Annotated in this window: 18 protein-coding genes and 5 pseudogenes; 14 read left to right on the plus strand and 9 right to left on the minus strand. The window is 53.2% G+C overall.

Features of this window, described 5'->3' with window-relative positions; translation table 11 throughout:
• The 3 genes and pseudogenes from ACMZI0_RS02435 to ACMZI0_RS02445 all read right to left on the minus strand — a co-directional run.
• Positions 1 to 1,200, minus strand: coding sequence for an ABC transporter ATP-binding protein (locus ACMZI0_RS02435; RefSeq protein ID WP_415671825.1), 1,200 nt, complete (start codon positions 1,198 to 1,200; stop codon positions 1 to 3).
• A gap of 143 nt (positions 1,201 to 1,343) precedes the next feature.
• Positions 1,344 to 3,274: pseudogene (locus ACMZI0_RS02440) on the minus strand (bifunctional aspartate kinase/homoserine dehydrogenase II); the annotation flags it as partial.
• Positions 3,238 to 3,909: pseudogene (locus ACMZI0_RS02445) on the minus strand (aminotransferase class I/II-fold pyridoxal phosphate-dependent enzyme); the annotation flags it as partial. The pseudogenes ACMZI0_RS02445 and ACMZI0_RS02440, both read right to left, overlap by 37 nt.
• A gap of 190 nt (positions 3,910 to 4,099) precedes the next feature.
• On the opposite strand from ACMZI0_RS02445, the gene metJ reads away from it, so the two are divergent.
• On the plus strand, positions 4,100 to 4,417 hold the full coding sequence (metJ, locus tag ACMZI0_RS02450) for a met regulon transcriptional regulator MetJ (protein ID WP_415671826.1): 318 nt from the start codon (positions 4,100 to 4,102) through the stop codon (positions 4,415 to 4,417).
• 59 nt (positions 4,418 to 4,476) lie between these two features.
• Here metJ and rpmE read toward each other — a convergent pair whose 3' ends face one another.
• Complete coding sequence (rpmE, locus tag ACMZI0_RS02455; protein WP_195313079.1) at positions 4,477 to 4,692, minus strand: 50S ribosomal protein L31; 216 nt, start codon at positions 4,690 to 4,692, stop codon at positions 4,477 to 4,479.
• A 353-nt stretch (positions 4,693 to 5,045) separates the two neighbouring features.
• Here rpmE and priA point away from each other — a divergent pair, with 353 nt between their 5' ends.
• The 7 genes and pseudogenes from priA (at position 5,046) to rraA (ending at position 13,082) form a co-directional block, all read left to right on the plus strand.
• Positions 5,046 to 7,241: a primosomal protein N' gene (gene priA / locus ACMZI0_RS02460; protein ID WP_415671827.1), complete on the plus strand. Its 2,196-nt coding sequence runs from the start codon at positions 5,046 to 5,048 to the stop codon at positions 7,239 to 7,241.
• A 261-nt stretch (positions 7,242 to 7,502) separates the two neighbouring features.
• The gene (cytR, locus tag ACMZI0_RS02465) at positions 7,503 to 8,531 is read left to right on the plus strand and encodes a DNA-binding transcriptional regulator CytR (RefSeq protein WP_415671880.1); all 1,029 of its coding nucleotides are present in this window, start codon (positions 7,503 to 7,505) and stop codon (positions 8,529 to 8,531) included.
• Between the two features lie 80 nt (positions 8,532 to 8,611).
• Positions 8,612 to 9,478, plus strand: coding sequence for a cell division protein FtsN (gene ftsN, locus ACMZI0_RS02470; RefSeq protein WP_415671828.1), 867 nt, complete (start codon positions 8,612 to 8,614; stop codon positions 9,476 to 9,478).
• Positions 9,479 to 9,565: 87 nt separating this feature from the next.
• On the plus strand, positions 9,566 to 10,096 hold the full coding sequence (gene hslV / locus ACMZI0_RS02475; RefSeq protein ID WP_415671829.1) for an ATP-dependent protease subunit HslV: 531 nt from the start codon (positions 9,566 to 9,568) through the stop codon (positions 10,094 to 10,096).
• Between the two features lie 11 nt (positions 10,097 to 10,107).
• Positions 10,108 to 11,430 (plus strand): HslU--HslV peptidase ATPase subunit, encoded by a 1,323-nt coding sequence (gene hslU / locus ACMZI0_RS02480; protein WP_415671830.1) that lies wholly within the window; start codon positions 10,108 to 10,110, stop codon positions 11,428 to 11,430.
• Between the two features lie 158 nt (positions 11,431 to 11,588).
• A complete protein-coding gene (locus tag ACMZI0_RS02485) occupies positions 11,589 to 12,485 on the plus strand; it encodes a 1,4-dihydroxy-2-naphthoate polyprenyltransferase (RefSeq protein WP_415671831.1) in 897 nt (298 codons plus the stop codon).
• Between the two features lie 107 nt (positions 12,486 to 12,592).
• Positions 12,593 to 13,082, plus strand: a pseudogene (gene rraA, locus ACMZI0_RS02490) (ribonuclease E activity regulator RraA).
• A gap of 64 nt (positions 13,083 to 13,146) precedes the next feature.
• Here rraA and zapB read toward each other — a convergent pair.
• Positions 13,147 to 13,386 (minus strand): septal ring assembly protein ZapB, encoded by a 240-nt coding sequence (gene zapB / locus ACMZI0_RS02495; protein ID WP_415671832.1) that lies wholly within the window; start codon positions 13,384 to 13,386, stop codon positions 13,147 to 13,149.
• A 518-nt stretch (positions 13,387 to 13,904) separates the two neighbouring features.
• Between zapB and ACMZI0_RS02500 the strand changes: the two genes are divergently transcribed.
• Both ACMZI0_RS02500 and glpK read left to right on the plus strand, forming a co-directional pair.
• A complete protein-coding gene (locus ACMZI0_RS02500; RefSeq protein ID WP_415671833.1) occupies positions 13,905 to 14,744 on the plus strand; it encodes an MIP/aquaporin family protein in 840 nt (279 codons plus the stop codon).
• Between the two features lie 54 nt (positions 14,745 to 14,798).
• Complete coding sequence (gene glpK, locus ACMZI0_RS02505) at positions 14,799 to 16,307, plus strand: glycerol kinase GlpK (protein WP_415671834.1); 1,509 nt, start codon at positions 14,799 to 14,801, stop codon at positions 16,305 to 16,307.
• Positions 16,308 to 16,354: 47 nt separating this feature from the next.
• On the opposite strand, the gene ACMZI0_RS02510 is transcribed toward glpK, so the two are convergent.
• Both ACMZI0_RS02510 and idnO read right to left on the minus strand, forming a co-directional pair.
• Positions 16,355 to 16,882: a gluconokinase gene (locus ACMZI0_RS02510; RefSeq protein WP_415671835.1), complete on the minus strand. Its 528-nt coding sequence runs from the start codon at positions 16,880 to 16,882 to the stop codon at positions 16,355 to 16,357.
• A 12-nt stretch (positions 16,883 to 16,894) separates the two neighbouring features.
• Positions 16,895 to 17,652: pseudogene (idnO, locus tag ACMZI0_RS02515) on the minus strand (gluconate 5-dehydrogenase).
• A 431-nt stretch (positions 17,653 to 18,083) separates the two neighbouring features.
• Here idnO and ACMZI0_RS02520 point away from each other — a divergent pair.
• The 4 genes and pseudogenes from ACMZI0_RS02520 (at position 18,084) to fpr (ending at position 22,864) form a co-directional block, all read left to right on the plus strand.
• Entirely contained in the window at positions 18,084 to 19,073 is a 990-nt protein-coding gene (locus ACMZI0_RS02520) for a substrate-binding domain-containing protein (RefSeq protein WP_415671836.1), read from the plus strand.
• A gap of 426 nt (positions 19,074 to 19,499) precedes the next feature.
• Positions 19,500 to 20,783, plus strand: coding sequence for an MFS transporter (locus tag ACMZI0_RS02525; RefSeq protein WP_415671837.1), 1,284 nt, complete (start codon positions 19,500 to 19,502; stop codon positions 20,781 to 20,783).
• Between the two features lie 166 nt (positions 20,784 to 20,949).
• Positions 20,950 to 21,977: pseudogene (gene glpX, locus ACMZI0_RS02530) on the plus strand (class II fructose-bisphosphatase).
• Between the two features lie 140 nt (positions 21,978 to 22,117).
• The gene (gene fpr, locus ACMZI0_RS02535) at positions 22,118 to 22,864 is read left to right on the plus strand and encodes a ferredoxin--NADP(+) reductase (RefSeq protein ID WP_415671881.1); all 747 of its coding nucleotides are present in this window, start codon (positions 22,118 to 22,120) and stop codon (positions 22,862 to 22,864) included.
• A gap of 85 nt (positions 22,865 to 22,949) precedes the next feature.
• Here the strand turns inward: fpr and ACMZI0_RS02540 are convergent, their stop codons facing one another.
• Both ACMZI0_RS02540 and ACMZI0_RS02545 read right to left on the minus strand, forming a co-directional pair.
• Positions 22,950 to 23,648, minus strand: coding sequence for a Crp/Fnr family transcriptional regulator (locus tag ACMZI0_RS02540; RefSeq protein ID WP_415671838.1), 699 nt, complete (start codon positions 23,646 to 23,648; stop codon positions 22,950 to 22,952).
• 372 nt (positions 23,649 to 24,020) lie between these two features.
• Positions 24,021 to 24,935 (minus strand): FAD-binding protein, encoded by a 915-nt coding sequence (locus ACMZI0_RS02545; protein ID WP_415671839.1) that lies wholly within the window; start codon positions 24,933 to 24,935, stop codon positions 24,021 to 24,023.
• Positions 24,936 to 25,046 lie beyond the last annotated feature (111 nt).

The following is a 25,046-nucleotide window of genomic DNA, read 5'->3' on the forward strand; positions in this document are numbered from 1 at the left end:
TCAGTGGTCTCCAGTACAAGATTGGGTAGTCAGGCCGGGAAGCGAATCATAAGAAGCGGAAGCTGAAATCGGTGATGCTGAAGCAGACGGGGCGGGCGCGTCAGACGCCGAAAACAGGAACAGTGCCTCTGCAGGGATCTGCACCACAACGCGCTGGCCGACGGCATAAGGCGTAGAGGCATGCACCTGCATCCTCCACTTACCACTGACAACCGTGTGCTGCCAATGACCGCCTGGGTAGCTTTGTGCCAATACAGTGCCTTGGCGTACCAGCATGCCGGGGGCGGCAGTCGGAGCTTTAGTCGCATCGTAAAGCTGTGCAGCCTCGGCGCGAAAGCGCGCTTCCACAGTGCCGGGCTGCAACGTCGAATTCACGGGCACCAGCGCGGCACCCTGTTCATCGCCGCGTAGCGTCAGGGTACCGCCATCATAGTAAGCCTCCAGCATGAGCTGGTTTTCTGCCCCCATAAACGCGGCGACGAAGGCACTGGCTGGATGGTGGTATACCTCTTGTGGGCTGCCCGCCTGCATAACGTGCCCTTGATGCAAAATAACGATGCGATCCGCCATCACCATGGCTTCTTCGCGATCGTGCGTCACGTGAATAGCAGTGAGTCCCAGACGTTGCTGCAAGGCGCGAATCTCATCACGCAGTTGCAAGCGAATGCGGGTATCCAGGTTGGAGAGTGGCTCATCAAGCAGCAAAATTTCGAGCTGTATCGCCAATGCTCGCCCCAGCGCTACACGCTGGCGTTGGCCACCGGAGAGCTGTGCCGGTTTGCGCTCGCCCAGTCCGGTGAGTCCCAACATGTTTTCCAACTGTGCCACGCGATTGGCGATCTCTGTGCGCGGTACGCGCCGTAACTTGAGCCCATAGGCAATGTGCTGCGCCACCGTCATATGCGGCCACAGCGCATAGCTTTGAAACACCAGCACCATGCCGCGTTTTTCCGGCGGGTAGTGGGTGATATCCTGCCCGTTAACCAGAACTGCGCCAGCATCCGGCGAGGCAAATCCGGCAATAGTGCGCAGCAGGGTAGTCTTGCCACACCCAGAGGCACCGAGCAGCGCGACAAATTCACCTTGAGCAATCTCCAGATGAATATCGTTCAATACAGAGGTGCTGCCATACCCGGCATGCAGATGCGCGAGCGTAATGTGCGGCTTTGCCGCGACGGAAGAAGACGTTCTATTTTGCACACCTGTGCACCCAAACAAACCTTTCGATGACGCAGATTGTCCGGGGTAATGATGTCAAGGACGTGTTAACGCCATGACATTTCAGTGACAGGTTGAAGAGGAATAGCGGTGGTCAAAAACCACCGCTATCAAGAGAGGAGACCTTACAGCAGTTGCGCCAATCGGTTGAGATCCGACTGAATTGCTCCAGCCGTCACATCGCGCCCGGCACCCGGCCCACGAATTACCAGCGGGTTATCACGATACCACCGGCTTTCGATGGCGAACACATTGTCACACGGCAGCAGCGACGCCAGTGGATGATCCGGTCGTACCGCTCCCACTCCCACGCGAGCCTTGCCGCTGACATCGAAACGCGCCACGTGACGCAGCACTAACCCCATCTCCTGTGCCGCTTCCAGACGCTGTACCATCTGTTCGTTCAGCTCGTTCAGCGAATCGCCATTTTCGAAAAACTGATCGATCGACCCCGCTTCACTGCCCGTAGGCACCAGAGACTCAACGCGCACCTGATTGGGCTCGATGTCATAACCCGCTTCACGTGCCAAAATCACCAGCTTACGCATCACATCCTGCCCGGAGAGATCGACACGCGGGTCCGGTTCGGTCAGCCCCTGTTGCCAGGCCTGATCCACCAGTTCGGTAAAAGGCACTCTGCCATCAAATTGCAGGCACAGCCACGATAAGGTGCCAGAGAAAATACCGCTGATGGCCAAAATGCTATCGCCGCTGTCACGTAAGTCATGCACCGCATAGTTCACCGGCAGCCCCGCACCCACCGTGGCGTTATACAGCCAGTGTCGTCCGGTTTTGGCAAAAGCATCGCGGATCTGGCGATAACGATCGCCGCTGGATGCGCCCGCAATCCTGTTGGCGCTGATCACGTGGAAGCCATAGCTGGCAAAATCAAGGTAGAGATCGGCCACCGCTTCACTGGCGGTCACGTCCAATACTACCAGGTCATCATAGGGGTGCGCCCGCATCCACAGGAACAGATCTTCACCATCGCGCTCCTGCGCTTCATCATCAAAGAAGGCCAGCACGCGACTGGCTTCCAGTCCGTCATAGTTCAGCAAGCTGCGCGTACTGTCTACAACGCCCGCCAGCACAAACTCAAAACCGGTACGCGCCGAGATCAGCTCCTGTTCGCGCGCAAACAGCTCCAGCCAGAGCGAACCAATATTGCCCTTGCCGAACAGCACCAGCCCGATCCGTTTTTCTGCACGGAATAACGACTGATGCAGGCCACGAATCAAATGCTCCGTCGGCCCCACACGCAGCACTGCCACCAGGCTGATGCCATCTTCGGACTGCCAGACAAACTCGATAGGCTGATCTTTTAACTGCTGATAAAAACGGTGGCTGTGCAGCGGGTTACGGCATACGCCAGCCCCACCATTGCCACCAGCGCCAACCCTTCACGCAGCGTGAACGTCACTGGCAGCCCGGCCTGTTCCAACGCACGCCAGGCACTGTCGACCACCTCTGAGGTGTAACACAATTGCACCAGATTGCGATCGGCATGCACGCCAATCGCCAGTGGGCGCACTTGCGCACGACTGACATATTGTTCGATCTCTTTGTGTACGCGCACAAAATCATGCTGCGTGGGAATCTGTACGTCGATCAGGCAGACATCATCATGGCTGGTGACAATCTTCGCTCCCGTGCCTGACTCCAATACGCGTTCAATGCGCGTAGAGCCTTGCTCCGGGTTGTACAACGCAGTTGCAGATCGCGCAGACACCGGCTGCAAGGTGCGCGCATGCAGCACCGGTGCCGCCAGACGCGCCAGCTCGCTGGCCTCATCAAGGCGCAGCAAGGGCAGCAGGCAGGCATCTTTCACCTTACGCGGGTCTGCGCTGTAAACACCGGCAACATCACTCCAAATCGTCACGCGTTCTACACCGGCCAGCGCACCGATTTGCGTCGCCGAATAGTCACTGCCATTACGCCCCAGCAATACCGTTTCTCCGGCTTCGCTGCGGCAGATAAAACCGGTCACCACCAGCCGTTGCCCCACATGCTGCGTCAACAGCTGTTGACGCAGCGGCCAGGAACGCCCTTCGTCCACCAGGCCAGTTCCGTCACCACGGCAGGGTCTTTGGCAATCACCGTGCCCGCCACCACGTCTGAGTGACCGTTGAGATACTTGGTGCAAGAGTGCACCACCAGATCGGCTCCTAAGGCCAAAGGACGCTGCAACGCCGGGCTCAGGAAAGTGTTGTCTACCACACTGACAGCACACGCCTCACGCGCTACCTGGCAAATGGCCGCGATATCCGCTACACGCAACAGCGGATTGCTGGGGCTTTCCACCAGCACCAGCTTCGGTTTTTCTTCCAGTGCCGCAGCCAGCGCGGCAGCATTGCCCTGATCGACAAATTTCACGCGGAATGCACCGCGTTTGCTGAGACTGTCAAACAAACGATAGCTGCCGCCATAGCAGTCATGAGGCGCAACCAGCAAAATGGCCGACATGCCGCTGCTGGTCATCACCGCCCCGGCTCCGCCTTCCAGCTCTGCCAGCGCACGCTGCACTACGTCACGCGTCGGATTACCGCGCCGCGAATAGTCATGGGCTCTGGGCCGGTTGAATCCGGTGAAATTGTAGGTGCTGGAGAGATGAATTGGGGGAACAACACAGCCGTATTGTTCATCATCATTAAGTCCGCTACAAACGGCGATCGTTGCTTGTTTACGCGTCATGGCCATTTTCCTAACTGGCGGCAGGGTATAGGCTTTCAAGGGTAATCCCAAGCCAAACGGACGTCAATACATCTAGACTTCTAAACTTCTTTGCGTATAGATTGAGCATTGACGGAAATCCCGTTAGAATTACCCTCATATCATGACGGTTTTATCTTCCCGACGACTATATTTTTTTTTAAGGTATCCCATGGCTGAGTGGAACGGCGAGTATGTCAGCCCTTACGCTGAACACGGTAAAAAGAGCGAGCAAGTTAAAAAGATTACGGTCTCGATTCCGCTTAAAGTGCTGAAAATCCTGACTGATGAGCGCACCCGACGCCAGGTCAACAACCTGCGCCATGCAACCAACAGTGAATTATTGTGTGAAGCGTTTCTGCACGCGTTTACTGGTCAGCCGCTGCCGGATGACAACGATCTGCGTAAAGAGCACAGCGATGAGATCCCGGAAGTGGCTAAACAGATCATGCGCGAGATGGGGATCGACCCGGATACGTGGGAATATTGATCTGACGGTAGAAACAACAAAGGCACCCTTGGGTGCCTTTGTCACTTATGCGGGGACGCTTATTTTTTGCTGCCCGGCACGCTGAAACGCTTGTTGAAGCGCTCAACACGACCACCGGTGTCAACAACACGTTGTTTACCGGTATAGAACGGGTGGCATTCGCCACAAACGTCCAGGTTCAGATCGTGACCCACGGTAGAATGGGTTTTGATAACGTTACCGCAAGAACATGTTGCAGTAATCGCTACATAATTCGGGTGAATACCTTTTTTCATGGCAAACCTCTGTTAAGGCCGTGTCGCTATCCAGCCCTGTTTCGCCAGACACCACACGAAGTTAAGCACTGTAAGCACAGCACATTGACTATTTACGATCAGTATACGATGTCGCCACCGCGCAGGTCATTACACTACTGCGATGCAAAGTCGTATAAAGGCGGCAAATTATACAGAAATTAGCCAGAAGATGCAATCAGGTAACACATTTTAGCCCACAACCTGTACACTGGCGGCTCACTCTGCGCAGAATATCCCCCCATCAACGCCCGCGAAGCGGCAAACGCACATGGCCGCCGGATTGGGCTTGCCGGGAAGAAAGCGCAGCGCAGGGATTATCAGCAGGAGAAAGCATGTCCATCGTTCAGGTCGCATTGCCCGTGCCGCTGGCACGTACATTCGATTACCTGCTGCCCGCAGGCATGACGCCGTTGCCGGGTGTGCGCGTCAGCGTACCTTTTGGCAACCGCAAGGCGATTGGCATTGTCGTGGCGCTGAGCGATCGCAGCGAGCTTCCGTTGGAACAGCTCAAATCCATCCACGAGATACTTGATACACAACCTCTTTTCCCTGACAGCCTGTGGCGTATTCTGATCTGGGCCGTCGGTTACTATCACTACCCGGTGGGGGAAGTGCTATTTCACGCTCTGCCCATTTTGCTGCGGCAGGGAAAACCCGCCCATCGTGCCCCACTCTGGCAATGGTTCGCCACTGAGCAAGGCAAAGCAACGCCGCTCTCCTCTCTGGCGCGTGCTCGCAAACAGCAGCAGGCGCTGGCCGCCCTGATACAAGGTTCGCTGTACCGCCATCAGGTGAGTGAATCAAACCTGACGGAAACTGCGTTGCAAGCGCTGCGCACCAAAGGGCTGTGCGATCTTAAGGCTATCGAACACGATGTAGCGAACTGGCGTCACCAGCCTATCACTCATGATGAACGGCTCCGCCTGAATACCGAGCAGGCAACTGCCGTCGGCGCTATCCGCAGTGAAGACACACATTTCACCGCCTGGCTGTTGGCGGGGATTACCGGTTCAGGCAAAACCGAGGTGTACCTGAGCGCGCTGGAAAACGTGTTATCGCAAGGTAAGCAGGCGCTGGTGCTGGTACCTGAAATTGGCCTGACGCCACAAACCATTGCCCGTTTCCGCGCACGCTTCATCGCCCCCGTGGATGTGTTGCACTCCGGACTGAACGACAGCGAGCGCCTTGCCGTTTGGCTACGCGCACGCAGCGGTGAATCGGCGATTGTCATCGGTACCCGCTCCGCGCTGTTTACTCCGTTTGCCCGCTTGGGGATGATCATCATTGATGAAGAGCACGACGGTTCGTACAAACAGCACGAAGGGTGGCGTTATCACGCGCGTGATTTGGCAGTGTTCCGCTCCAGAGAGGAAAACATCCCTATCGTAATGGGTTCAGCCACGCCAGCGCTGGAAACGCTCTACAACGTGCAAAACGGTAAATACCGACAGCTCACTCTGCGCAAACGCGCGGGCAATGCGCAACCTGCACGCCAACACACCATTGATATTAAAGGACTAATGCTCACCAGCGGCTTGTCACAACCGTTGATTACGCGTATTCGCCACCATCTGGAACACAATAATCAGGTCATCCTGTTTCTGAACCGACGCGGCTTTTCACCGGTCGTCATGTGCCATGAATGCGGTTGGATTGCCGAATGCCAGCGCTGTGAACACTATTACACCTACCACCAACAGCAGCGCGTGTTACGCTGCCACCATTGCGACAGCCAACGCCCGGTGCCGCAGCATTGCCCACACTGCGGTTCAACACATCTGGTGCCGGTTGGATTAGGCACGGAGCAGTTGGAGGAATCGCTTACCTCACTGTTCAGCGATGTGCCCATCACCCGCATCGATCGCGACACCACCAGCCGCAAAGGCATGCTGGAACAGCAACTGGCGCAGGTGCGCCAAGGGGACGCGCGCATTCTTATCGGTACGCAGATGCTGGCAAAAGGACACCATTTCCCTGACGTCACACTGGTCGCGCTGCTGGACGTGGACAGTTCGCTGTTTTCTGCCGATTTTCGCGCCACAGAGCGCTTTGCTCAGTTGTATACGCAGGTTTCCGGGCGGGCCGGGCGCGCCGGGAAGAGCGGCGAAGTGGTGCTGCAAACACACCATCCCGACCACCCGCTACTGCAATTGCTGTTACAGAAGGGCTACGACGCTTTTGCCAGCCAGACTCTGAAAGAGCGCCAGAGTGTCTTTCTGCCCCCTTATACCAGCCACATTCTTTTCCGCGCCGACGATCACGATAATCAGCACGCGGCGCTTTTTCTCCAGCAACTGCGTAACCTGCTGGAAAGCAGCCCGCTCAAAGATGATGCTCTCTGGCTGCTCGGCCCGGTTCCGGCACTGCAACCCAAACGCGCCGGGCGCTTTCGTTGGCAGTTGCTGTTGCAACATCCTTCCCGCGCCACGCTACAACGTGTTGTCAAAGCGTCACTGCCGTTAATCTCGTTACTGCCCGAAGCCCGAAAAGTGAAATGGGTGTTGGACGTCGACCCGACCGATAACTGATAGCCATCGCTAACACACCACAAAAATATGCGAACGGTGCCGAAAAAACGACATCCGTCACATCTTTTATGCAATCTGAGCAGCAAAACTTGCGCGCCATCTGTTAAGCGTATGCAGAGAAACAGTATCCTTAGCACAAAAGGTGGTATAAGCCTGTCGGGCAAAAAGCGGGCAGTGCGCGTGCCTCCGTCCTGTTCGCCAATCGCATATGATGCAAGGAGAACCGCGTTGGACTATAAAAATGACACCACGCCGGCGACGATGAAAGACGTGGCAGAGGTCGCAGGAGTATCGACGGCCACGGTCTCCCGTACCTTAATGAACCCAGAGAAGGTTTCCAGCCAAACGCGTAAGCGGGTCGAGCAAGCGGTGCTCACCGTCGGTTATGCGCCGCATGCTCTTGCCCGCCACGTAAAACGCAGCGAATCACGCACGCTGCTCGCTATCGTGCCGGATATTTGCGATCCGTTCTTTGCCGATGTCCTGAGTGGTATTGAAGAAACTGCCGCGAAACAAGGGTATCTGGTGCTGATTGGCGATTGCGCTCATCAGCATCACAAAGAAAAATCCTTCGTGGATTTGATTATCGCCAAGCAGATTGACGGCATGTTGCTACTCGGGGCCAACCTGCCGTTTAGCGCCAGCAAGGAGGAACGGCGCAACCTGCCGCCGATGGTGATGGTGATGGTGATGGTGATGGTGAACGAGTTTTCGCCCGACCTGGAATTGCCAACGGTACACATCGATAATCTCACCGCCGCCTTTGATGCCGTTTATTATCTACACCGGCTCGGGCACCGCCGTATCGCCTGTATCGCCGGTCCCGAAAACATGCATCTGAGCGAATACCGCTTGCAAGGGTATATCCAGGCGTTGCGCCGCAGCGGCATTCAGGTGGATAATCAGTATATTTATCACGGCAGCTTCAGTTACGAAACCGGCGTAAACGGGCTGATTGCACTGATGAAACACCCGGCACCGTCAAGCGCCATATTCTGCCACAGCGATATGATGGCGATGGGCGTACTGGCACAAGCGAAAAAAATGAAGCTGGATGTCCCGAAAGACCTGTCTCTGGTGGGTTTCGATGATATAGAGCAGGCACAATACTGTTTCCCGCCGCTCACTATCGTCGCGCAACCCCGCTATGAACTGGGGTGTGAATCCATGCATCTGCTGCTGGAACAATTACAGGGTCATCCGGTGCCTAATGGTTCACGGTTACTCAACAGCAAACTGGTTATTCGTGACAGCACGGCCACGCCAAATTACGCTCGTTATCGGGTTTAAGAATTCCGGCGCTGGTCAAAGTTTTTAGGGTTCAGTAACATGTTCCCTAAATCTTTCATTTCATTTGTAGCGAAACGACAGTGGCACAACGAGATTATGTCAGCCGTGGGCGCTCAAGCGCACGTCGAAAAAAGACAACCAGCCGAAGAAAGGGTTCTTCCTCGGGTATCTCTAAGCTCATGATAATGCTGGCTGTTGCCGTGCTGGTAACCTTTGCTGGTGGGCTCTATTTTATCGCCAACAACAAGCCTGCCGAATCACCGGTATTACCACGCAGCGCCACGAGCAACGGCAATGGCCTGCCACCAAAGCCAGAAGAACGCTGGCGTTATATTAAAGAACTGGAAAATCGTCAGTTGGGCGTTCCTGCGCCGACGGCGCCCAATTCCGGCGGTGAAATCAAATCGCCGGTACAGCTCACGCAAGAACAGCGTCAACTGTTAGAACAGATGCAGGCGGATATGCGTCGCGCACCGACACAGCTTTCTGAAGTCCCTTATAACGATCAAACGCCGGTGCCCCGCTCTCAGGTCACCATCACCGCGCCAAAAACCGTCGTGACACCACCGCCAGTGGCGACCGCCCCGACGATAACCCAACCGCCCGCGACCACGCGCGCCCCCGTCACCGCACCGGTGACGCAACCCGCCGCGCCTAAACAGGAAACGCCAAAACCGGTGGAAACGGCGAAGCAGCTGGAAGCCCCCAAGCCAGAAAAAGCGCAGCGTTGGATGGTGCAGTGTGGTTCGTTTAAAACGCTGGAACCGGCGGAATCAGTGCGCGCACAGTTGGCTTTTGCCGGTATTGAAAGCCGCATCGCCAGCAGTGGCGGTTGGAATCGCATCACATTAGGGCCGTATAAAGATCGCGCCACCGCCGACAAAATGTTATCCCGTCTGAAAGACGCTGGCACAGCAAACTGTATTCCTCTCGCTGTCGGGGGTTGAAAACTCCTAAGCGGTCCCCCATTTACAACATCAATATGCCCCACAGCACTGTGGGGTTCTTTTTCCTTATCTAGCGGGGATCGACACGTGACAACTATAGTAAGTGTACGTCGCAACGGCCACGTGGTGATTGGCGGCGACGGCCAAGCCACATTGGGAAACACAGTCATGAAGGACAACGTGCGTAAAGTACGCCGCCTGTACAACGACAACGTTATCGCGGGCTTTGCTGGCGGCACCGCCGACGCCTTTACGCTGTTCGAGCTGTTTGAGCGCAAGCTGGAACTGCACCAAGGCCATCTGGTCAAGGCCGCGGTGGAATTAGCGAAAGACTGGCGCACCGACCGCATGCTGCGCCGACTGGAAGCGCTGCTGGCCGTCGCAGACGAAAACGCGTCACTCATCATCACCGGTAACGGCGATGTGATTCAACCGAAAAACGATTTGATTGCTATCGGTTCTGGCGGCCCGTATGCACAAGCCGCAGCCAGAGCGCTGCTGGAGAACACGGAGCTCGGCGCGCGCGAGATCGTTGAAAAATCTCTGGGTATCGCAGGCGATATCTGCATCTACACCAATCAGTTCCACACGATTGAAGAATTAGCCTCCAAGGCGTAAGGAATGACATTATGTCTGAAATGACCCCGCGCGAAATCGTCAGCGAGCTCGACAGCTACATCATCGGTCAACATAAGGCCAAACGTGCGGTGGCAATCGCATTACGTAACCGCTGGCGCCGTATGCAGCTTTCCGATGCGTTACGCCATGAAGTGACACCCAAGAATATCCTGATGATCGGACCAACCGGCGTCGGTAAAACCGAAATCGCCCGTCGTCTGGCCAAACTGGCCAACGCCCCGTTTATCAAAGTGGAAGCCACTAAATTTACCGAAGTCGGCTATGTCGGCAAGGAAGTGGATTCTATCATCCGCGATCTGACGGATGCCGCCATCAAGATGATGCGCCAGCAGTCGCTGGAAAAAAATCGTTTCCGTGCCGAAGAGATGGCGGAAGAACGTATCCTGGACGCATTGATTCCCCCGGCAAAAAATAACTGGGGCCAACCGCAAGAGCCTTCAGCTGCACGTCAAGCATTCCGTAAGAAACTGCGCGAAGGCCAGTTGGATGACAAAGAGATTGAAATCAACCTGGCGGCCACCCCGGTTGGCGTTGAAATTATGGCCCCTCCCGGCATGGAAGAGATGACCAATCAGTTGCAGTCCATGTTCCAGAATCTGGCCGGACAGAAGCAGAAAGCGCACAAGATGAAAATCAAAGATGCCTTCAAGCTGCTGATAGAAGAAGAAGCCGCCAAGCTGGTGAACCCGGAAGAGTTGAAACAGCGGGCCATCGAGTCCGTTGAGCAGCACGGTATCGTGTTTATCGATGAGATCGATAAAATCTGTAAACGCGGGGAAACGTCCGGACCGGACGTCTCTCGGGAAGGGGTACAGCGCGATCTGTTGCCGCTGGTGGAAGGCTGTACGGTATCCACCAAGCATGGCATGGTGAAAACCGATCACATTCTGTTTATCGCCTCCGGTGCGTTCCAGGTCTCCAGCCCGTCGGATCTGATCCCCGAGCTGCAAGGGCGTTTGCCTATTCGCGTTGAGCTGCAAGCGCTGACCACGGAAGACTTCGAACGCATCCTGACAGAACCCAGCGCCTCACTGACCGAACAGTATAAAGCGCTGCTGGCGACAGAAGGCGTTGATATCGTCTTCACGACGGGCGGGATTCGTCGCATTGCCGAGGCGGCCTGGCAGGTCAACGAGCGTACCGAGAATATTGGCGCACGTCGTTTGCACACCGTTTTGGAGCGTTTGATCGAAGAGATCTCCTACGATGCCAGCGAAATGGGCGGCCAAACTGTTACCGTTGACGCAGAATACGTTCGCAGTCACCTTGATGAGCTTGTAGCAGATGAAGATCTGAGCCGTTTTATCTTATAATCCCTCCAACTCGGATTGTCCTGTTGCGCAAACGCTCTGTTTGGCAAATGATGGGAGGCTGATGCCTCCCATTTGCGTTTCTGGCCAGCGCTCATGGACTGGACTTTTCATTAACACATGCATGCGACAGACATTGCATTGAAAAAACGAAACGTATCATGACGTTATTAACCCAAAGCAGCAAAACGAAAGCCTGGCTGGACAGCTTGCGCCCAAAAACGCTTCCGTTGGAGTTTGCGTCCATTGTCACCGGCTCTACCATTGCCAGTTGGCACAACAATTTCAAGCCCGGTATCACCCTAACGGCACTGCTGACCGCCGGGCTGCTGCAAATTCTCTCCAACCTGGCAAACGACTATGGTGATGCGGTAAAAGGCAGCGATACCGAAACCCGTATCGGCCCGTTGCGCGGCATCCCAAACGGTGCGATCTCGTTGTCGCAACTGCGCACCGCGCTGATTGTCACGATAGCACTGACCATCGTGTCCGGGTTAACGTTGGTGGTCATGGCGTGCGAGAAGCCGTCTGATATCTTCGGTTTCCTGATCCTCGGGGTGCTGGCCATTGTGGCCGCCATTACCTATACCGTGGGTAATAAACCCTATGGCTATATGGGGTTGGGTGACGTCTCCGTCATGATATTCTTTGGCTGGCTCAGCGTCGCGGGTTCCTATTACCTGCAAACCGGCCATTTTGACAGCATCGTTATGCTGCCTGCCACCGCCGCGCTGAACATTAACAACCTGCGCGATATCGACAACGATCGCCTCAGCGGAAAAAATACCCTGGCCGTTCGCCTCGGGGCGCAGCGTGCCCGTTGCTATCATTCCCTGCTGCTGTTAACCGCGCCGCTGTGTCCGGCCCTGTTCGCCATGTTCTATCTGCATACGCTGGCAGGCTGGCTGTTTATCCTGACACTGCCACTGCTGCTCAAGCAGGCCGCCTATGTGCGCCGAGAGATCAGTCCGTTCAGTATGCGTCCGATGCTGGCAAAAACCGTCAAGGGTGCGTTGCTAACCAATTTGCTGTTTGCTGTGGGTGTGATGCTCAGCTAAGCAGCGAGCATTTACTGATACGCATCAAGTTAACATTTGATGATTTTGCCAACACTCGCCTTTAAGGGATATACTTAGGATCCCGGCGGCAAACTGACGTAAATCCGATGAAATACGATACTTCCGAGCTGTGCGATATCTATCACGAAGAGGTGAACGTTGTTGAACCTCTGTTTTCCAACTTTGGTGGACGTACTTCCTTTGGTGGCAAAATCACCACGGTGAAATGCTTTGAGGATAACGGCATCCTCTACGATTTGCTGGAGGAGAACGGCGCAGGCCGTGTACTTCTGGTGGATGGCGGTGGTTCTGTGCGTCGTGCATTAATCGATGCGGAGCTGGCCGATTGGCGACGCAAAGCACCTGGGAAGGCATTGTGGTTTATGGTGCCGTACGTCACGTCAGGTGGACGATCTGGAAGAGTTGGATATTGGCATTCAGGCAATGGCCGCCATTCCGGTGGGTGCCGCCAGCTAAGGCGTGGGGGAAAGCGATATTCGCGTCAATTTCGGCGGTGTCACCTTCTTCTCCGGCGATCATCTGTATGCCGACAATACCGGCATTATTCTGTTGGAAGACCCTCTGGATATCGAATAAGTCTGTCGCACCGTATTTATGACAAAGGGCGCATTGCGCCCTTTGTCACTGCTGAGTTTCTCGCTTAGACTTCTTCCATCTTGCCCAGCAGTGCACTCAGGCGCTCCTGCCAGACCTGCTGCTCTTCTTTCAAGTGTTCGTTTTCACGCACCAGCGTTTCACGGGATGCAGCGGCCTGTTGTACTTCCTGGCTAAGCTGACCGTTCTTTTCTTTCAGCTCTTCGATTTCCATCTGCAATAATGTAATGGTATCAATCGCCTGCTGAACTTTGGCTTCCAGTTTCTCAAACACTTCAAATGACATTCTTAAACCCCTTTTAATCGCAAGGCACCAATGAGGCATACCCTCTCCCATTCCCATGCCAATCCCGCTGTCACGCACGCTTGCGTTAAGGATGGCACTCCACCAGCACGTCTCTTTCGTTCAGTGTATCAGTAAATTGTATGGGGCTGTCAGGACGCTGCCTAGCGGGCATCCACTCTGGTGGGAGCCTTGATCGATTTTTTAACCGCTGCAATCAGCGCAAACTGAAATTCCTTGCTTGCCTGCATAATAATTCGCGCGCTACTCTTCTGCCCCACCTGCGTTCATGTTAACAACGTTAACGCCGTCATTAACATGAAACGGGCGTAAGTAACCGTACAGTTATGCTTTGATAGGCGAATACGCTCATTTTTATGACGAACAACACACATTTTGATTTCGATATTTCTCGTTTTCGAACATTAACGATAAATTCACATCGTCCACACATTTATACAGGGTCGCTCTATGTCAGCGGCCTGAACATTACTCTGTAGCCCCGTAAACAGGAAACCATTATGAGTCAATCAAGAGTGCCAACCTTAAAAGGCCAATGTATCGCCGAGTTTCTCGGCACCGGTCTGCTAATCTTCTTTGGAGTGGGTTGCGTGGCAGCGTTGAAACTTGCCGGTGCCAGCTTTGGTCAGTGGGAAATCAGCGCCGTCTGGGGCTTAGGCGTCGCGATGGGGGTCTACCTGACTGCTGCCATTTCCGGGGCACACCTCAACCCGGCGGTCACTATCGCCCTGTGGTTGTTTGCCTGCTTTGACGCATGCAAGGTGGTTCCGTACATCATCGCTCAGGTGGTGGGAGCCTTCTGCGCTGCGGCCTTGGTTTATGGCCTTTATCACAATTTGTTCTCAGATTTTGAACAGACTCACAACATCGTTCGCGGTAGTGTGGAAAGTTTAAATCTGGCGGGCACCTTCTCGACGTATCCGCACCCGCAGATTTCAGTATTCCAGGCATTTGTGGTTGAAACCGTTATCACCGCAGTGCTGATGTGTTTGATTCTGGCGCTCACCGACGATGGCAACGGCGTTCCGCGCGGTCCGTTAGCACCGCTGCTGATCGGTATCCTGATCGCGGTGATCGGTGCCTCCATGGGTCCGTTGACCGGGTTTGCGTTAAACCCCGCACGTGACTTTGGTCCGAAGCTGTTTGCCTATCTGGCAGGCTGGGGACAAGTGGCCTTCACTGGCGCGCGTGATATTCCTTATTTCCTCGTGCCGATTTTCGGGCCTATCGTTGGGGCATGTCTGGGAGCCTTCGGCTACCGCGCCTTGATCGGCCGTAATTTGCCTTGCGATGTCCGCGAAGTAGGAGACAAAGAAACGCAGCGCTCTGAAGCACGCTAAGCGACGCCCACGGCATACGCTTTTTTTACCCGCTACACAACAGGATTAGAACCTATGACACCGGAAAAAAAGTACATTGTCGCGCTGGATCAGGGTACTACCAGCTCCCGCGCCGTCGTACTGGATCATGATGCCAACATCATCGCCATCTCTCAGCGCGAATTCACCCAGATTTACCCGAAAGCGGGCTGGGTAGAACACGACCCCATGGAAATCTGGGCAACACAAAGCGCCACGCTGGTTGAAGTGCTGGCCAAAGCAGATATCAACTCTGACGAAGTGGCCGGTATCGGTATCACCAACCAGCGTGAAACCACGGTGGTGTGGGAAAAAGAGACGGGCAAACCGGTTTACAACACCATCGTATGGCAGTGCCGTCGCACCGCAGACATTTGTGAAACCCTGAAAAAACAAGGTCTGGAAGATTATATCCGCACCAACACCGGCCTGGTGGTTGACCCCTACTTCTCCGGCACCAAGGTGAAGTGGATTCTGGATAACGTGGAAGGGGCGCGCGAGCGGGCCAAACGTGGTGAACTGCTGTTTGGTACCATCGATACCTGGCTGATCTGGAAAATGACCCAGGGCCGCGTACACGTCACCGATTACACCAACGCCTCGCGCACCATGCTGTTCAACATCAAGACGTTGGACTGGGACGATCGCATGCTGGAAGCGTTGGATATTCCACGTATTATGCTGCCGCAAGTGCGTCCTTCCTCTGAGGTCTATGGTCAAACCAACATCGGCGGCAAGGGTGGCACACGTATTCCTATCGCCGGTATCGCAGGCGATCAGCAAGCGGCACTTTACGGCCAGCTCTGCGTTCAGCCGGGCATGGCGAAAAACACCTACGGCACCGGCTGCTTCCTGCTGATGAACACCGGCAAAGAAGCGGTGCAATCCAAACATGGCCTGCTGACCACCATCGCCTGCGGCCCGCGTGGCGAAGTGAATTACGCGCTGGAAGGTTCCGTGTTCGTGGGTGGTGCGTCTATCCAATGGTTGCGTGATGAACTGAAACTGATCGGTGAATCCATGGACTCCGAATATTTCTCCACCAAGGTGAAAGATTCCAACGGCGTCTACGTTGTCCCTGCCTTTACCGGGCTGGGCGCACCCTATTGGGACCCGTATGCCCGTGGTGCTATCTTCGGTCTGACGCGCGGCGTGAATTCCAACCACATCATCCGCGCTACACTGGAATCCATTGCTTACCAAACGCGTGACGTGCTGGATGCCATGCAGGCTGATTCAGGTACGCGTCTGCAATCACTGCGCGTTGACGGCGGTGCTGTCGCCAACAACTTCCTGATGCAGTTCCAGTCCGATATCCTCGGCACTCGCGTAGAGCGCCCTGAAGTGCGTGAATCCACCGCGCTGGGTGCCGCGTTCCTGGCGGGTCTGGCTACGGGCTTCTGGAACGATTTGGATGAAGTGAAGAGCAAGGCGACGATTGAACGTGAGTTCCGTCCCAGCATTGAAACCGTGGAGCGTAACTACCGTTACAGCGGCTGGAAGAAAGCCGTGGCACGTGCTCAAGCGTGGGAAGATCACGAATAATTCCCGCGGGGAAATAAACGAGGGCGCAGCGTTAGCTGCGCTCTTTTTTAATCAGCAACCGGTAAGCACTCTGGTGCCAGTGCATTCATGCAGCGCTGTACCACACCGTCGACGGGTAATGCGATATCTACCGCCACCACATTCGGTTCATCCGCTTGTGGCATTTCCAGCGCCATAAACTGACTTTTGAGCAAACTTTCCGGCATGAAATGGCCTTTGCGCTGCCGCATACGTGCTAAAACCAGCGCGTAATCGCCTGTCAGCCAGAGAAAGGTGATGCCGTGATTATCCTTCCTCAGCCGATCGCAGTAGCGTTTTTTCAGCGATGAACAGACCAGAAAGCCTGTCTCATTCTTTTGTTGCAGGCTGAAGATCACATCGTTCAACCGCTCAAGCCAGGGCTCACAATCGTCGTCATCCAGCGCCTGCCCCTGCGACATCTTGAGAATATTGTGACGCGGATACAGATCATCACCATCAATAAACTTGGCACCTAATCGTTGCGCCAACTGCGCGCCCACGCTCGATTTTCCCGTGCTGGATACGCCCATGATCACCACGCATTTTCCTGCCATAGCGGCTCCTTGTTAAACGGCAACCAGCATACCGCCGTCAACGAACAGCAAGTGGCCGTTAACGAAATCCGATGCCCAGGAAGAGAGGTAGACTGCCGCGCCGATCAGCTCTTCCGGGTTGCCCCAGCAGGCGTACGTTTACATAACCATTGGGTAAAGGCTTCATCTTCAACCAGCGCTTTGGTCATATCAGTTTTGAAATAACCCGGGGCAATGCCATTTACCTGAATGTTATAGCGCGCCAGTTCAACGCACATACCACGCGTCAGCATTTTCACTGCGCCTTTTGAGGCGGCATATGGCGTAATGGTATCCCGCCCAAGCTCACTCTGCATTGAACAGATATTAATGATTTTGCCGCGTTGCCGTTTCACCATAAAGCGGGATACCGCTTGAGAAACCAGAAACACAGATTTCTGATTGACGTCGATCACCGCATCCCATTCATTTTCAGGAAATTCAGTAAAAGGATGGCGGCGTTGAATACCGGCATTATTAATGAGCACGTCGATTTCACCGATATTTTCTTCGATTTCGGCAATGGCGTTATTAACGGCCTGGCCATTGGTCACATCAAAGGCGCAAGCATAAGCCACAAACCCGGCATCACGTAATTGACTGGCAGCATGTTGAGCACGATCATCGGTGATATCATTGATAATAATATCCGCACCTTGCTCAGCCAAACCTTTCGCCAACAGAAAACCAATACCTTGTGCTGAACCTGTAATAAGGACTTTTTTATTCGTTAACGAAAAGAGATCTTTCATTATGTTTTCCCGATAAATAATAAGACTGCATGTCCTGTTGAGGACGATAAGCAACTCAAAGCCCGCTGAAAAAAGAGGACTCAATAAGTGATCGTGTGGAGCGCCGTCGCCGTGATAATAGCGGCAGCGCAAATAACATCGCCAATGCCAGACGTCCTATTATCAAACCGGTTTATTGCAGGAAAAACTGTGATAAAGATCACTCAACATCATGTTACGAAAGGAGGTTACTTTTTACGTGATCCTTCGCGCGTATTTCCGCTGGAATATGGGCTACCGTTCGTTTCCCTCTTTCTAACACACGAAAAACGCTTATTATTTTCGCTCTCATCGCCATGTTACGAGAGGTATTCCGGTAACACGCTTTCCTTTTCCCAAAGCGGCAGTGCATAATCCTCGTTTTGAATCAGGCGACACTCGGGCTTTCTTGCATGAAAAACCAGCGCGTTACGTTACAGGACATCACACAATTATCAGGCGTCACCAAGATGACCGTCAGTCGTTATCTGCGCACGCCGGATAAAGTATCGCCTGAAACCGCGCAGCGCATCGCTCAAGTGATGGCGGAAGTGAATTACACCCCCGATAAACGTAAAGAAGCGACACAAGCGCCCGCTCCGCGTATCGGCATTCTGGTTCCCTCTTTTAATAACCAGATTTTCTCTGATCTGCTGGCCGGGATTGAATCTGTTACGGCGCTAAACGGCTACCAAACGCTGGTGGTCAATTACAACTATGATAAAACGCGTGAAGAAGAGCAGATCGTTAACCTGCTGTCTTGTAACATCGCCGGCTTGATTCTTACCGACTCCGAACACACGCTGCGCGCCAACAAATACCTCGACTCCGCCAATATTCCTGTCGCTCAAGTGATGGATTTGGAGCCGCTACCGGGGCGCATTGTGGTCGGGTTTAACAATACGCAGGCCGCCTATGATATGACGGTGGCAATTCTGGCCAGCGGCAAACGCCACGCGCTCTACTTTGGTTCTATGTCCGATGTGCGCGACCGTAAGCGCTATCAGGGCTATAGCCGCGCCATGCAGGAAGCGGGGCTGGAACCGATGCAAATTTCGCCCAACAAGGTCTCTCCTGTGTCGATTGGTGCTGATATGCTGGCACTGATACGCCAGATGTATCCACAAGTGGATGCCATTTTCTGTACCAATGACGATATCGCCGTTGGAGTGCTGCAAGAATGCCTGCGCCTGTCGCTTAACATACCGGGCCACATCGCGATTTCCGGTTTCCACGGTTTAGATATTGGGCAAGCCACCACACCGGCCATTGCCAGCGTTGTCACTCCCCGTTTTGAGATGGGTAAAGTGGCAACAGAAATATTAATCAAAAAAATCAATAAACTACCAACGATAGAATACGTTGATTTGCATTACCTCCTGTCTCTGGGCGGCACGCTGTAATCTCCCGTCACCCGCGCAATAACGACTGAAATGTGGCGCTGCTCGCCGCCAAATTTCAGGCCGGCCACGTTACCAGTAACATATTTTTAAAACATGATTTACAGTGATGTAAATCACAAAAATAAAAGCTGAAAAAGGTTCTCATATTTATAACGTCAACAATGCCTGATGGCAGTAAAACGCAAAATAAGTACGAACACTATTTATCTTGCCATCGATTAATTGATTTTCATTCGGAGCACCTATTTTTAAATAGATCTCAACGCACAATGATGCGTATTAATAATACGCACCACGTAAATTCTTTTTTCTTTTACATAAAATTAGTGCCTTATCGATTGATTTGGCATTCAGGAATGTTTTTCAACATTATCCTGCTGCACGATAATGATGCAGATGATAACAATGCAAAATAAACAGGTAACCATGATGACGACTAAAAAATTAGCTGTTCAGCGTTGGTGGTATTTAATGCCCATCATTTTTATTACCTACAGCCTCGCCTATCTCGATCGCGCCAACTATGGTTTTGCGGCCGCGTCGGGTATTGAGGTGGATTTGGGCATCAGCAAGGGAACGTCTTCACTGATTGGCGCGCTGTTCTTTCTCGGCTATTTCTTCTTTCAAGTGCCGGGTTCCATTTACGCGGTTAAACGCAGCGTACGCAAACTGATTTTTGTCAGTCTGATCCTGTGGGGCTTATGCGCCGCGGCGACTGGGCTTGTGAACAACATTCCAATGCTGATGGTGATCCGCTTCATCCTTGGCGTGGTGGAAGCGGCGGTGATGCCCTCCATGCTGATTTACATCAGCACCTGGTTCACTAAAGAGGAACGTTCTCGCGCCAACACCTTCCTGATATTGGGTAACCCAGTGACCGTGTTATGGATGTCCATCGTCTCCGGCTACCTGATCAATGCGTTCGGCTGGCGTGAAATGTTCATCATTGAAGGCGCTCCCGCCATTATCTGGGCATTTATCTGGTGGTTCCTGGTGCGCGATAAGCCCTCCGAAGTGAGCTGGATGAGTGCACAGGAGAAAGCTAATTTCCAGGCCGTGATGGATGCGGAACAGAAGAACATCAAGCCGGTACGCAACTACGGTGAAGCCCTGCGTTCACGCAATGTAATTATTCTGTGTGCCGTTCATGCACTGTGGAGTATCGGTGTTTACGGCTTTATGATGTGGATGCCTTCGATCCTGAAATCTGCGGCCTCTCTGGATATCGTTTCTGTCGGCTGGCTCTCGGCACTGCCCTACTTCGCCGCCATTGTGCTGATGCTGACGGTCTCCTGGATGTCGGACAAAATGCAGAACCGTAAGCTCTATATCTGGCCGCTGCTGTTGATCGCGTCGCTGGCGTTCTTCACTTCTTACGCCATCGGCGCACAATACTTCTGGGTTTCCTATGCACTGTTAGTGGTTGCAGCGGCCTGCATGTATGCCCCCTATGGCCCGCTCTTCGCCCTGATTCCCGAACTGTTGCCTAAAAACGTCTCTGGGGTATCGATTGGTTTGATTAACAGCTTCGGCGCACTGGGCGCGTTCCTCGGCGCCTGGCTGGTGGGCTACCTCAACGGCATTACCGGCAACCCGAGCATGTCCTACAGCTTCATGGCGATTGCCCTGCTGCTCTCCGTGGTATTAACCATTACGGTTAAAGCGCCGGGCAGCGAAAAGAAACCGCAATTAGCCACTTCACACCGCTAACGCTGAAGATGCCGCTCATCAGGGCGGCGTCATTTATCTCTGCCCCGCTGATTTCACCCTCACACATTCTCCACTCCCTTGATATCATCCTGCTCCCGCACCATAACGAGTGTGGTAAAATCGCCCTCCATTCCCTCTTTTTCTATTGCACAACAGACAGGTATCCATGAAACGTGAATTGGCGATTGAGTTTTCCCGCGTGACGGAAGCTGCCGCGCTGGCAGGCTACAAATGGCTTGGTCGTGGCGATAAAAATGCCGCCGACGGCGCGGCAGTTCAGGCCATGCGCATCATGTTCAATCAGGTTGATATCAACGGGCAGATCGTGATCGGTGAAGGCGAAATCGACGAAGCCCCCATGCTTTACATCGGTGAGCAGGTCGGCACTGGCGTGGGCGATGCGGTGGATATCTCCGTCGATCCCATTGAAGGCACGCGAATGACGGCGATGGGGCAAGCCAATGCGCTCGCCGTATTGGCGGTCGGCGAAAAAGACACCTTTCTGCACGCGCCCGACATGTACATAGAAAAGCTGATCGTCGGTCCGCAAGCCAAAGGTGCGATCAACCTGGCATTGCCGCTGGCGGATAACCTGCGCAACATCGCCATCAAAATTGGCAAGCCGTTACAGCAGCTGACGGTGATCACGCTGGCAAAACCACGCCACGACGCGGTGATTGCCGAGATGAAGCAACTGGGCGTAAAAGTCTTTGCCATTCCCGACGGTGATGTCGCCGCCTCGATTCTGACCTGTATGCCTGACAGCGAAATGCCTGACAGCGAAGTCGATGTGCTGTATGGCATCGGTGGTGCACCGGAAGGTGTGATTTCAGCCGCGGTGATCCGCGCGTTGGATGGCGATATGCAAGGTCGCCTGCTGGCGCGCCATCAGGTTAAAGGGGACACAGCGAGGAAAACCGCCGTTTGGGTGAACGTGAGCTGGAGCGTTGTGCGGAAATGGGTATTGAAGCCGGACGTGTACTGACGCTGAGCGATATGGCGCGTAATGACAACGTGATCTTCTCGGCCACCGGCATTACCAAAGGCGATCTGTTGGATGGGATCGCACGTCGGGGCAATATCGCCACCACAGAAACGCTACTGATTCGCGGCAAATCACGCACTATCCGGCGTATTCGTTCTACGCATTATCTCGATCGCAAAGATCCCTCGTTGCATGACTTCTTGCTGTAATAGCATGAATTCACAACGGCTATTGCATTGATTGTTTCACTGTTGTTAAAAAATCGCGTATCGTAGAGGCCCTCTCCCCTGACACACCCTTTCGTTGGGGGATGGCCTGAATGGCCGAAAAACATCAGGAGCACATCATTATGGCAGAGTGGGTAACCGGTAACGTTATTCAGGTGACAAATTGGACGGACAGCCTTTTCAGCATTCAGGTTCAGGCACCGATTGCCGCGTTCACTGCGGGCCAGTACGCCAAGCTAGGGTTGGAAATTGGCGGCGAGCGCATTCAGCGCGCCTATTCCTACGTAAACGCCCCCAGTACTCCCAACCTTGAGTTCTACCTGGTCACGGTGCCGGAAGGCAAACTCAGTCCTCATTTGCACGCGCTGCAACCCGGAATGCAACTGGAAATCACCAAAGATGCGGCCGGTTTCTTTGTGCTGGAAGAAGTGCCCGACTGCGACACGCTGTGGATGTTGGCGACCGGCACCGCCATCGGCCCTTATCTGTCGATATTAGAGGAAGGGAGGGATTTGGAACGCTTCCAACACATTGTGTTGGTACATGCTGCCCGTTTTGCCAATGACCTTAGCTACCTGCCCAAGATGCAGCAATTACAGCAGCGTTACAGCGACAAACTGCGTATACAAACCGTGATTAGCCAAGAAACGCAGGCCGGCTCCCTGACAGGCCGCGTTCCGGCGCTCATCAGCAGCGGCGCGCTGGAGAATGCGGTCGGTTTGCCGCTCAATGCGGAAACCAGCCATGTGATGCTGTGCGGTAATCCGCAAATGGTTCGCGATACCCAGCAATGCCTGAAAGAACAACGGCAGATGGCCAAGCACCTGCGTCGCCGTCTGGGGCATATTACCAGCGAGCATTATTGGTGAGGAAATAAGGTGTGGCTGGCGTATGAGTAATCACAATTATTTTGCCATTTAGGCAAAGCATTGTTATTTACGCTGTAATGAAACGTTATTTTTCAGGAAAATAACTGAGCCAGTCATACACATCATCAAACAGTCGATGATGCACAATGATCGTTTTATTTTCCCGACAGATCAGTCCCTCGCTTTGCCAGTATACGAGGATTCTGGAAATAGTGACGCGGGTTACGCTGACGATTTGACCATATTCCTCATGGGTCAACGTCAGCGGCACCGCATACCAGCCTTCTGTGATCTCAACGCCACTTTCCAATAGCATGCTCTTCAGTAAGATCTTGAGACGCTGCGCGGGTTCACAACTCATGTTGGTGATTACCGCCTCCAGACTGCTCTCTTGTTCGGCGACAACGTGACAGCATATTTTTATCGCTAATTCGGCATCCTGCCGCATGGCGTCCAGTAAAATATCGGGCGGAACCACGAGAATATCCGCATCGCGGATCACAATAGTCGTGACATTAACATGTTGTTTTGTAATACAGGTAATATCCCCCATCGTGCGTTCTGGCAGCACCAGAGAGAATGACATCGGATTATTCTCCTCATAATTGGCATAATACATACAGAGTCCATTAACCAAATAGAATAACCGCTGCGATTCACCACGACTCTTGATTATCGTTCCTTTCTTATAATGCTCCAAAGTGCCATGCCTTTGATACAATTCACGAAGTTCTACAATGTCTTTCGGGTATATCCAGGGCATTTGATGGAAAATGTGTCTCATTATTATTTCCCTGTCTTGGTGATTGATATAACCACGTCAGAGGATAATCCATTGCTAAAAAAATTAATCCCTATAGCGTAAAGTTATGTTCATCAGTCTGCCGTTTCCTGCTTGGAAATGCTAGCGCGCCAAACCACATTTTGTTAATTTTGACAATGTTATTTGATAGGTTTTTTCACGCTCAGGAACGGTAGGAAAAAGGAAGGTGAATAACTCCGTTGTCATGTTGCATGAAATAAGCAATGACAGGGCAATCAAATGTTATTTTTAAAAATAATGTTATGAAAAGATTAAACGTAATTATTGCACATTGATTCACTCAGACTGAACCAGCCTGAGTGAATCTGTCATAGAACGGCCTATCACAGGCAATTAGATCTTTTTATCGCTGGCTTTTATTACCATCGGCTTTTTAGCCTCTAAATCTTGCGCAATATTTTCAGCCGCAATACGCGCTGAGTTGATGGCAAAGCCAACGGTGCTTCCCGCCATCACCAGATCGTAACTGTCGCCGTACATCCCTCCGGCATCGTTGCCGATAACGTACAGGCCGGAAACAGGGACGTTTTTATCATCAACCGCCTGCAATTTTTCGTTCACCTTCACACCACCCAGGGTGCCGAGCGAGGTTGCCACGCTTTTCACCGCATAGAAAGGTGCTTTAGCGACAGGGCGTAGATAGCGGGCATCTTTAACGAAATCTTCATCATGACGAACATTGCAAAACTGATTGTAACGCCCAATGTTGTCTTTCAGCGTTTGATAATCCATTCCGGTTTTTTGCGCCAGCTCTTTGATGGAATTCGCGCGGAACGCTTTTCCGGCGGCTTCGCCTTTGGCGAAATGTTCTTCCAGTTTGGTGAGCTGGGTGGCAACGGGAACCATCACGCTAACACCGACATCAATGCCGTGATCGACCATGTAGTTTTTGGTGTCTTCGTCATACAGCACAAACATCGTCCCACCCTGATTTTCCAAGGCATTGCCAGCAAAGGGCCACTGCTCAATATTGGCTTCGTTGGTGAATCGTTCGCCTTTGGTGTTTAGCCATAAATGGGGCTGTTTGGCGGAAGCCGCATAATGGTTGGTGGTGGACTCTTTTGATAGCCCAGGACGGTATGACATATTGATAAATTCACGACCATCTTTTGCCGCGCCCGCCGCCCATGCCATTTTAATGCCGTCACCCACTTTCCCTGGAATGCCCACCACTTGCACATCAGGGAAGCGCGTATATTCCGTCAGCATCTCTTTATTGCTGCCGAAACCGCCGGTGGCAATAACCACCGTTTTGGCCAATGCTATTTATTTTACGTTGCAACCACAAATAAACAAAAATTAATAATACGACGTTCACAAAGGAAAAGTATTGTATATTCGCCTGACGGCTACTTATTT

It is taken from the genome of Symbiopectobacterium sp. (assembly GCF_047692315.1).
Taxonomy (GTDB): domain Bacteria; phylum Pseudomonadota; class Gammaproteobacteria; order Enterobacterales; family Enterobacteriaceae; genus Symbiopectobacterium.

What these genes read in the sequence shown, in the direction of transcription:
- metJ (WP_415671826.1), top strand. Translation starts at nt 4,100, where the DNA reads ATGGCTGAGTGGAACGGCGAGTATGTCAGCCCTTACGCTGAACACGGT.
- rpmE (WP_195313079.1), bottom strand. Translation starts at nt 4,692, where the DNA reads ATGAAAAAAGGTATTCACCCGAATTATGTAGCGATTACTGCAACATGT.
- priA (WP_415671827.1), top strand. Translation starts at nt 5,046, where the DNA reads ATGTCCATCGTTCAGGTCGCATTGCCCGTGCCGCTGGCACGTACATTC.
- cytR (WP_415671880.1), top strand. Translation starts at nt 7,503, where the DNA reads ATGAAAGACGTGGCAGAGGTCGCAGGAGTATCGACGGCCACGGTCTCC.
- hslU (WP_415671830.1), top strand. Translation starts at nt 10,108, where the DNA reads ATGTCTGAAATGACCCCGCGCGAAATCGTCAGCGAGCTCGACAGCTAC.
- ACMZI0_RS02485 (WP_415671831.1), top strand. Translation starts at nt 11,589, where the DNA reads ATGACGTTATTAACCCAAAGCAGCAAAACGAAAGCCTGGCTGGACAGC.
- zapB (WP_415671832.1), bottom strand. Translation starts at nt 13,386, where the DNA reads ATGTCATTTGAAGTGTTTGAGAAACTGGAAGCCAAAGTTCAGCAGGCG.
- ACMZI0_RS02500 (WP_415671833.1), top strand. Translation starts at nt 13,905, where the DNA reads ATGAGTCAATCAAGAGTGCCAACCTTAAAAGGCCAATGTATCGCCGAG.
- glpK (WP_415671834.1), top strand. Translation starts at nt 14,799, where the DNA reads ATGACACCGGAAAAAAAGTACATTGTCGCGCTGGATCAGGGTACTACC.
- ACMZI0_RS02510 (WP_415671835.1), bottom strand. Translation starts at nt 16,882, where the DNA reads ATGGCAGGAAAATGCGTGGTGATCATGGGCGTATCCAGCACGGGAAAA.
- ACMZI0_RS02520 (WP_415671836.1), top strand. Translation starts at nt 18,084, where the DNA reads ATGAAAAACCAGCGCGTTACGTTACAGGACATCACACAATTATCAGGC.
- ACMZI0_RS02525 (WP_415671837.1), top strand. Translation starts at nt 19,500, where the DNA reads ATGATGACGACTAAAAAATTAGCTGTTCAGCGTTGGTGGTATTTAATG.
- fpr (WP_415671881.1), top strand. Translation starts at nt 22,118, where the DNA reads ATGGCAGAGTGGGTAACCGGTAACGTTATTCAGGTGACAAATTGGACG.
- ACMZI0_RS02540 (WP_415671838.1), bottom strand. Translation starts at nt 23,648, where the DNA reads ATGAGACACATTTTCCATCAAATGCCCTGGATATACCCGAAAGACATT.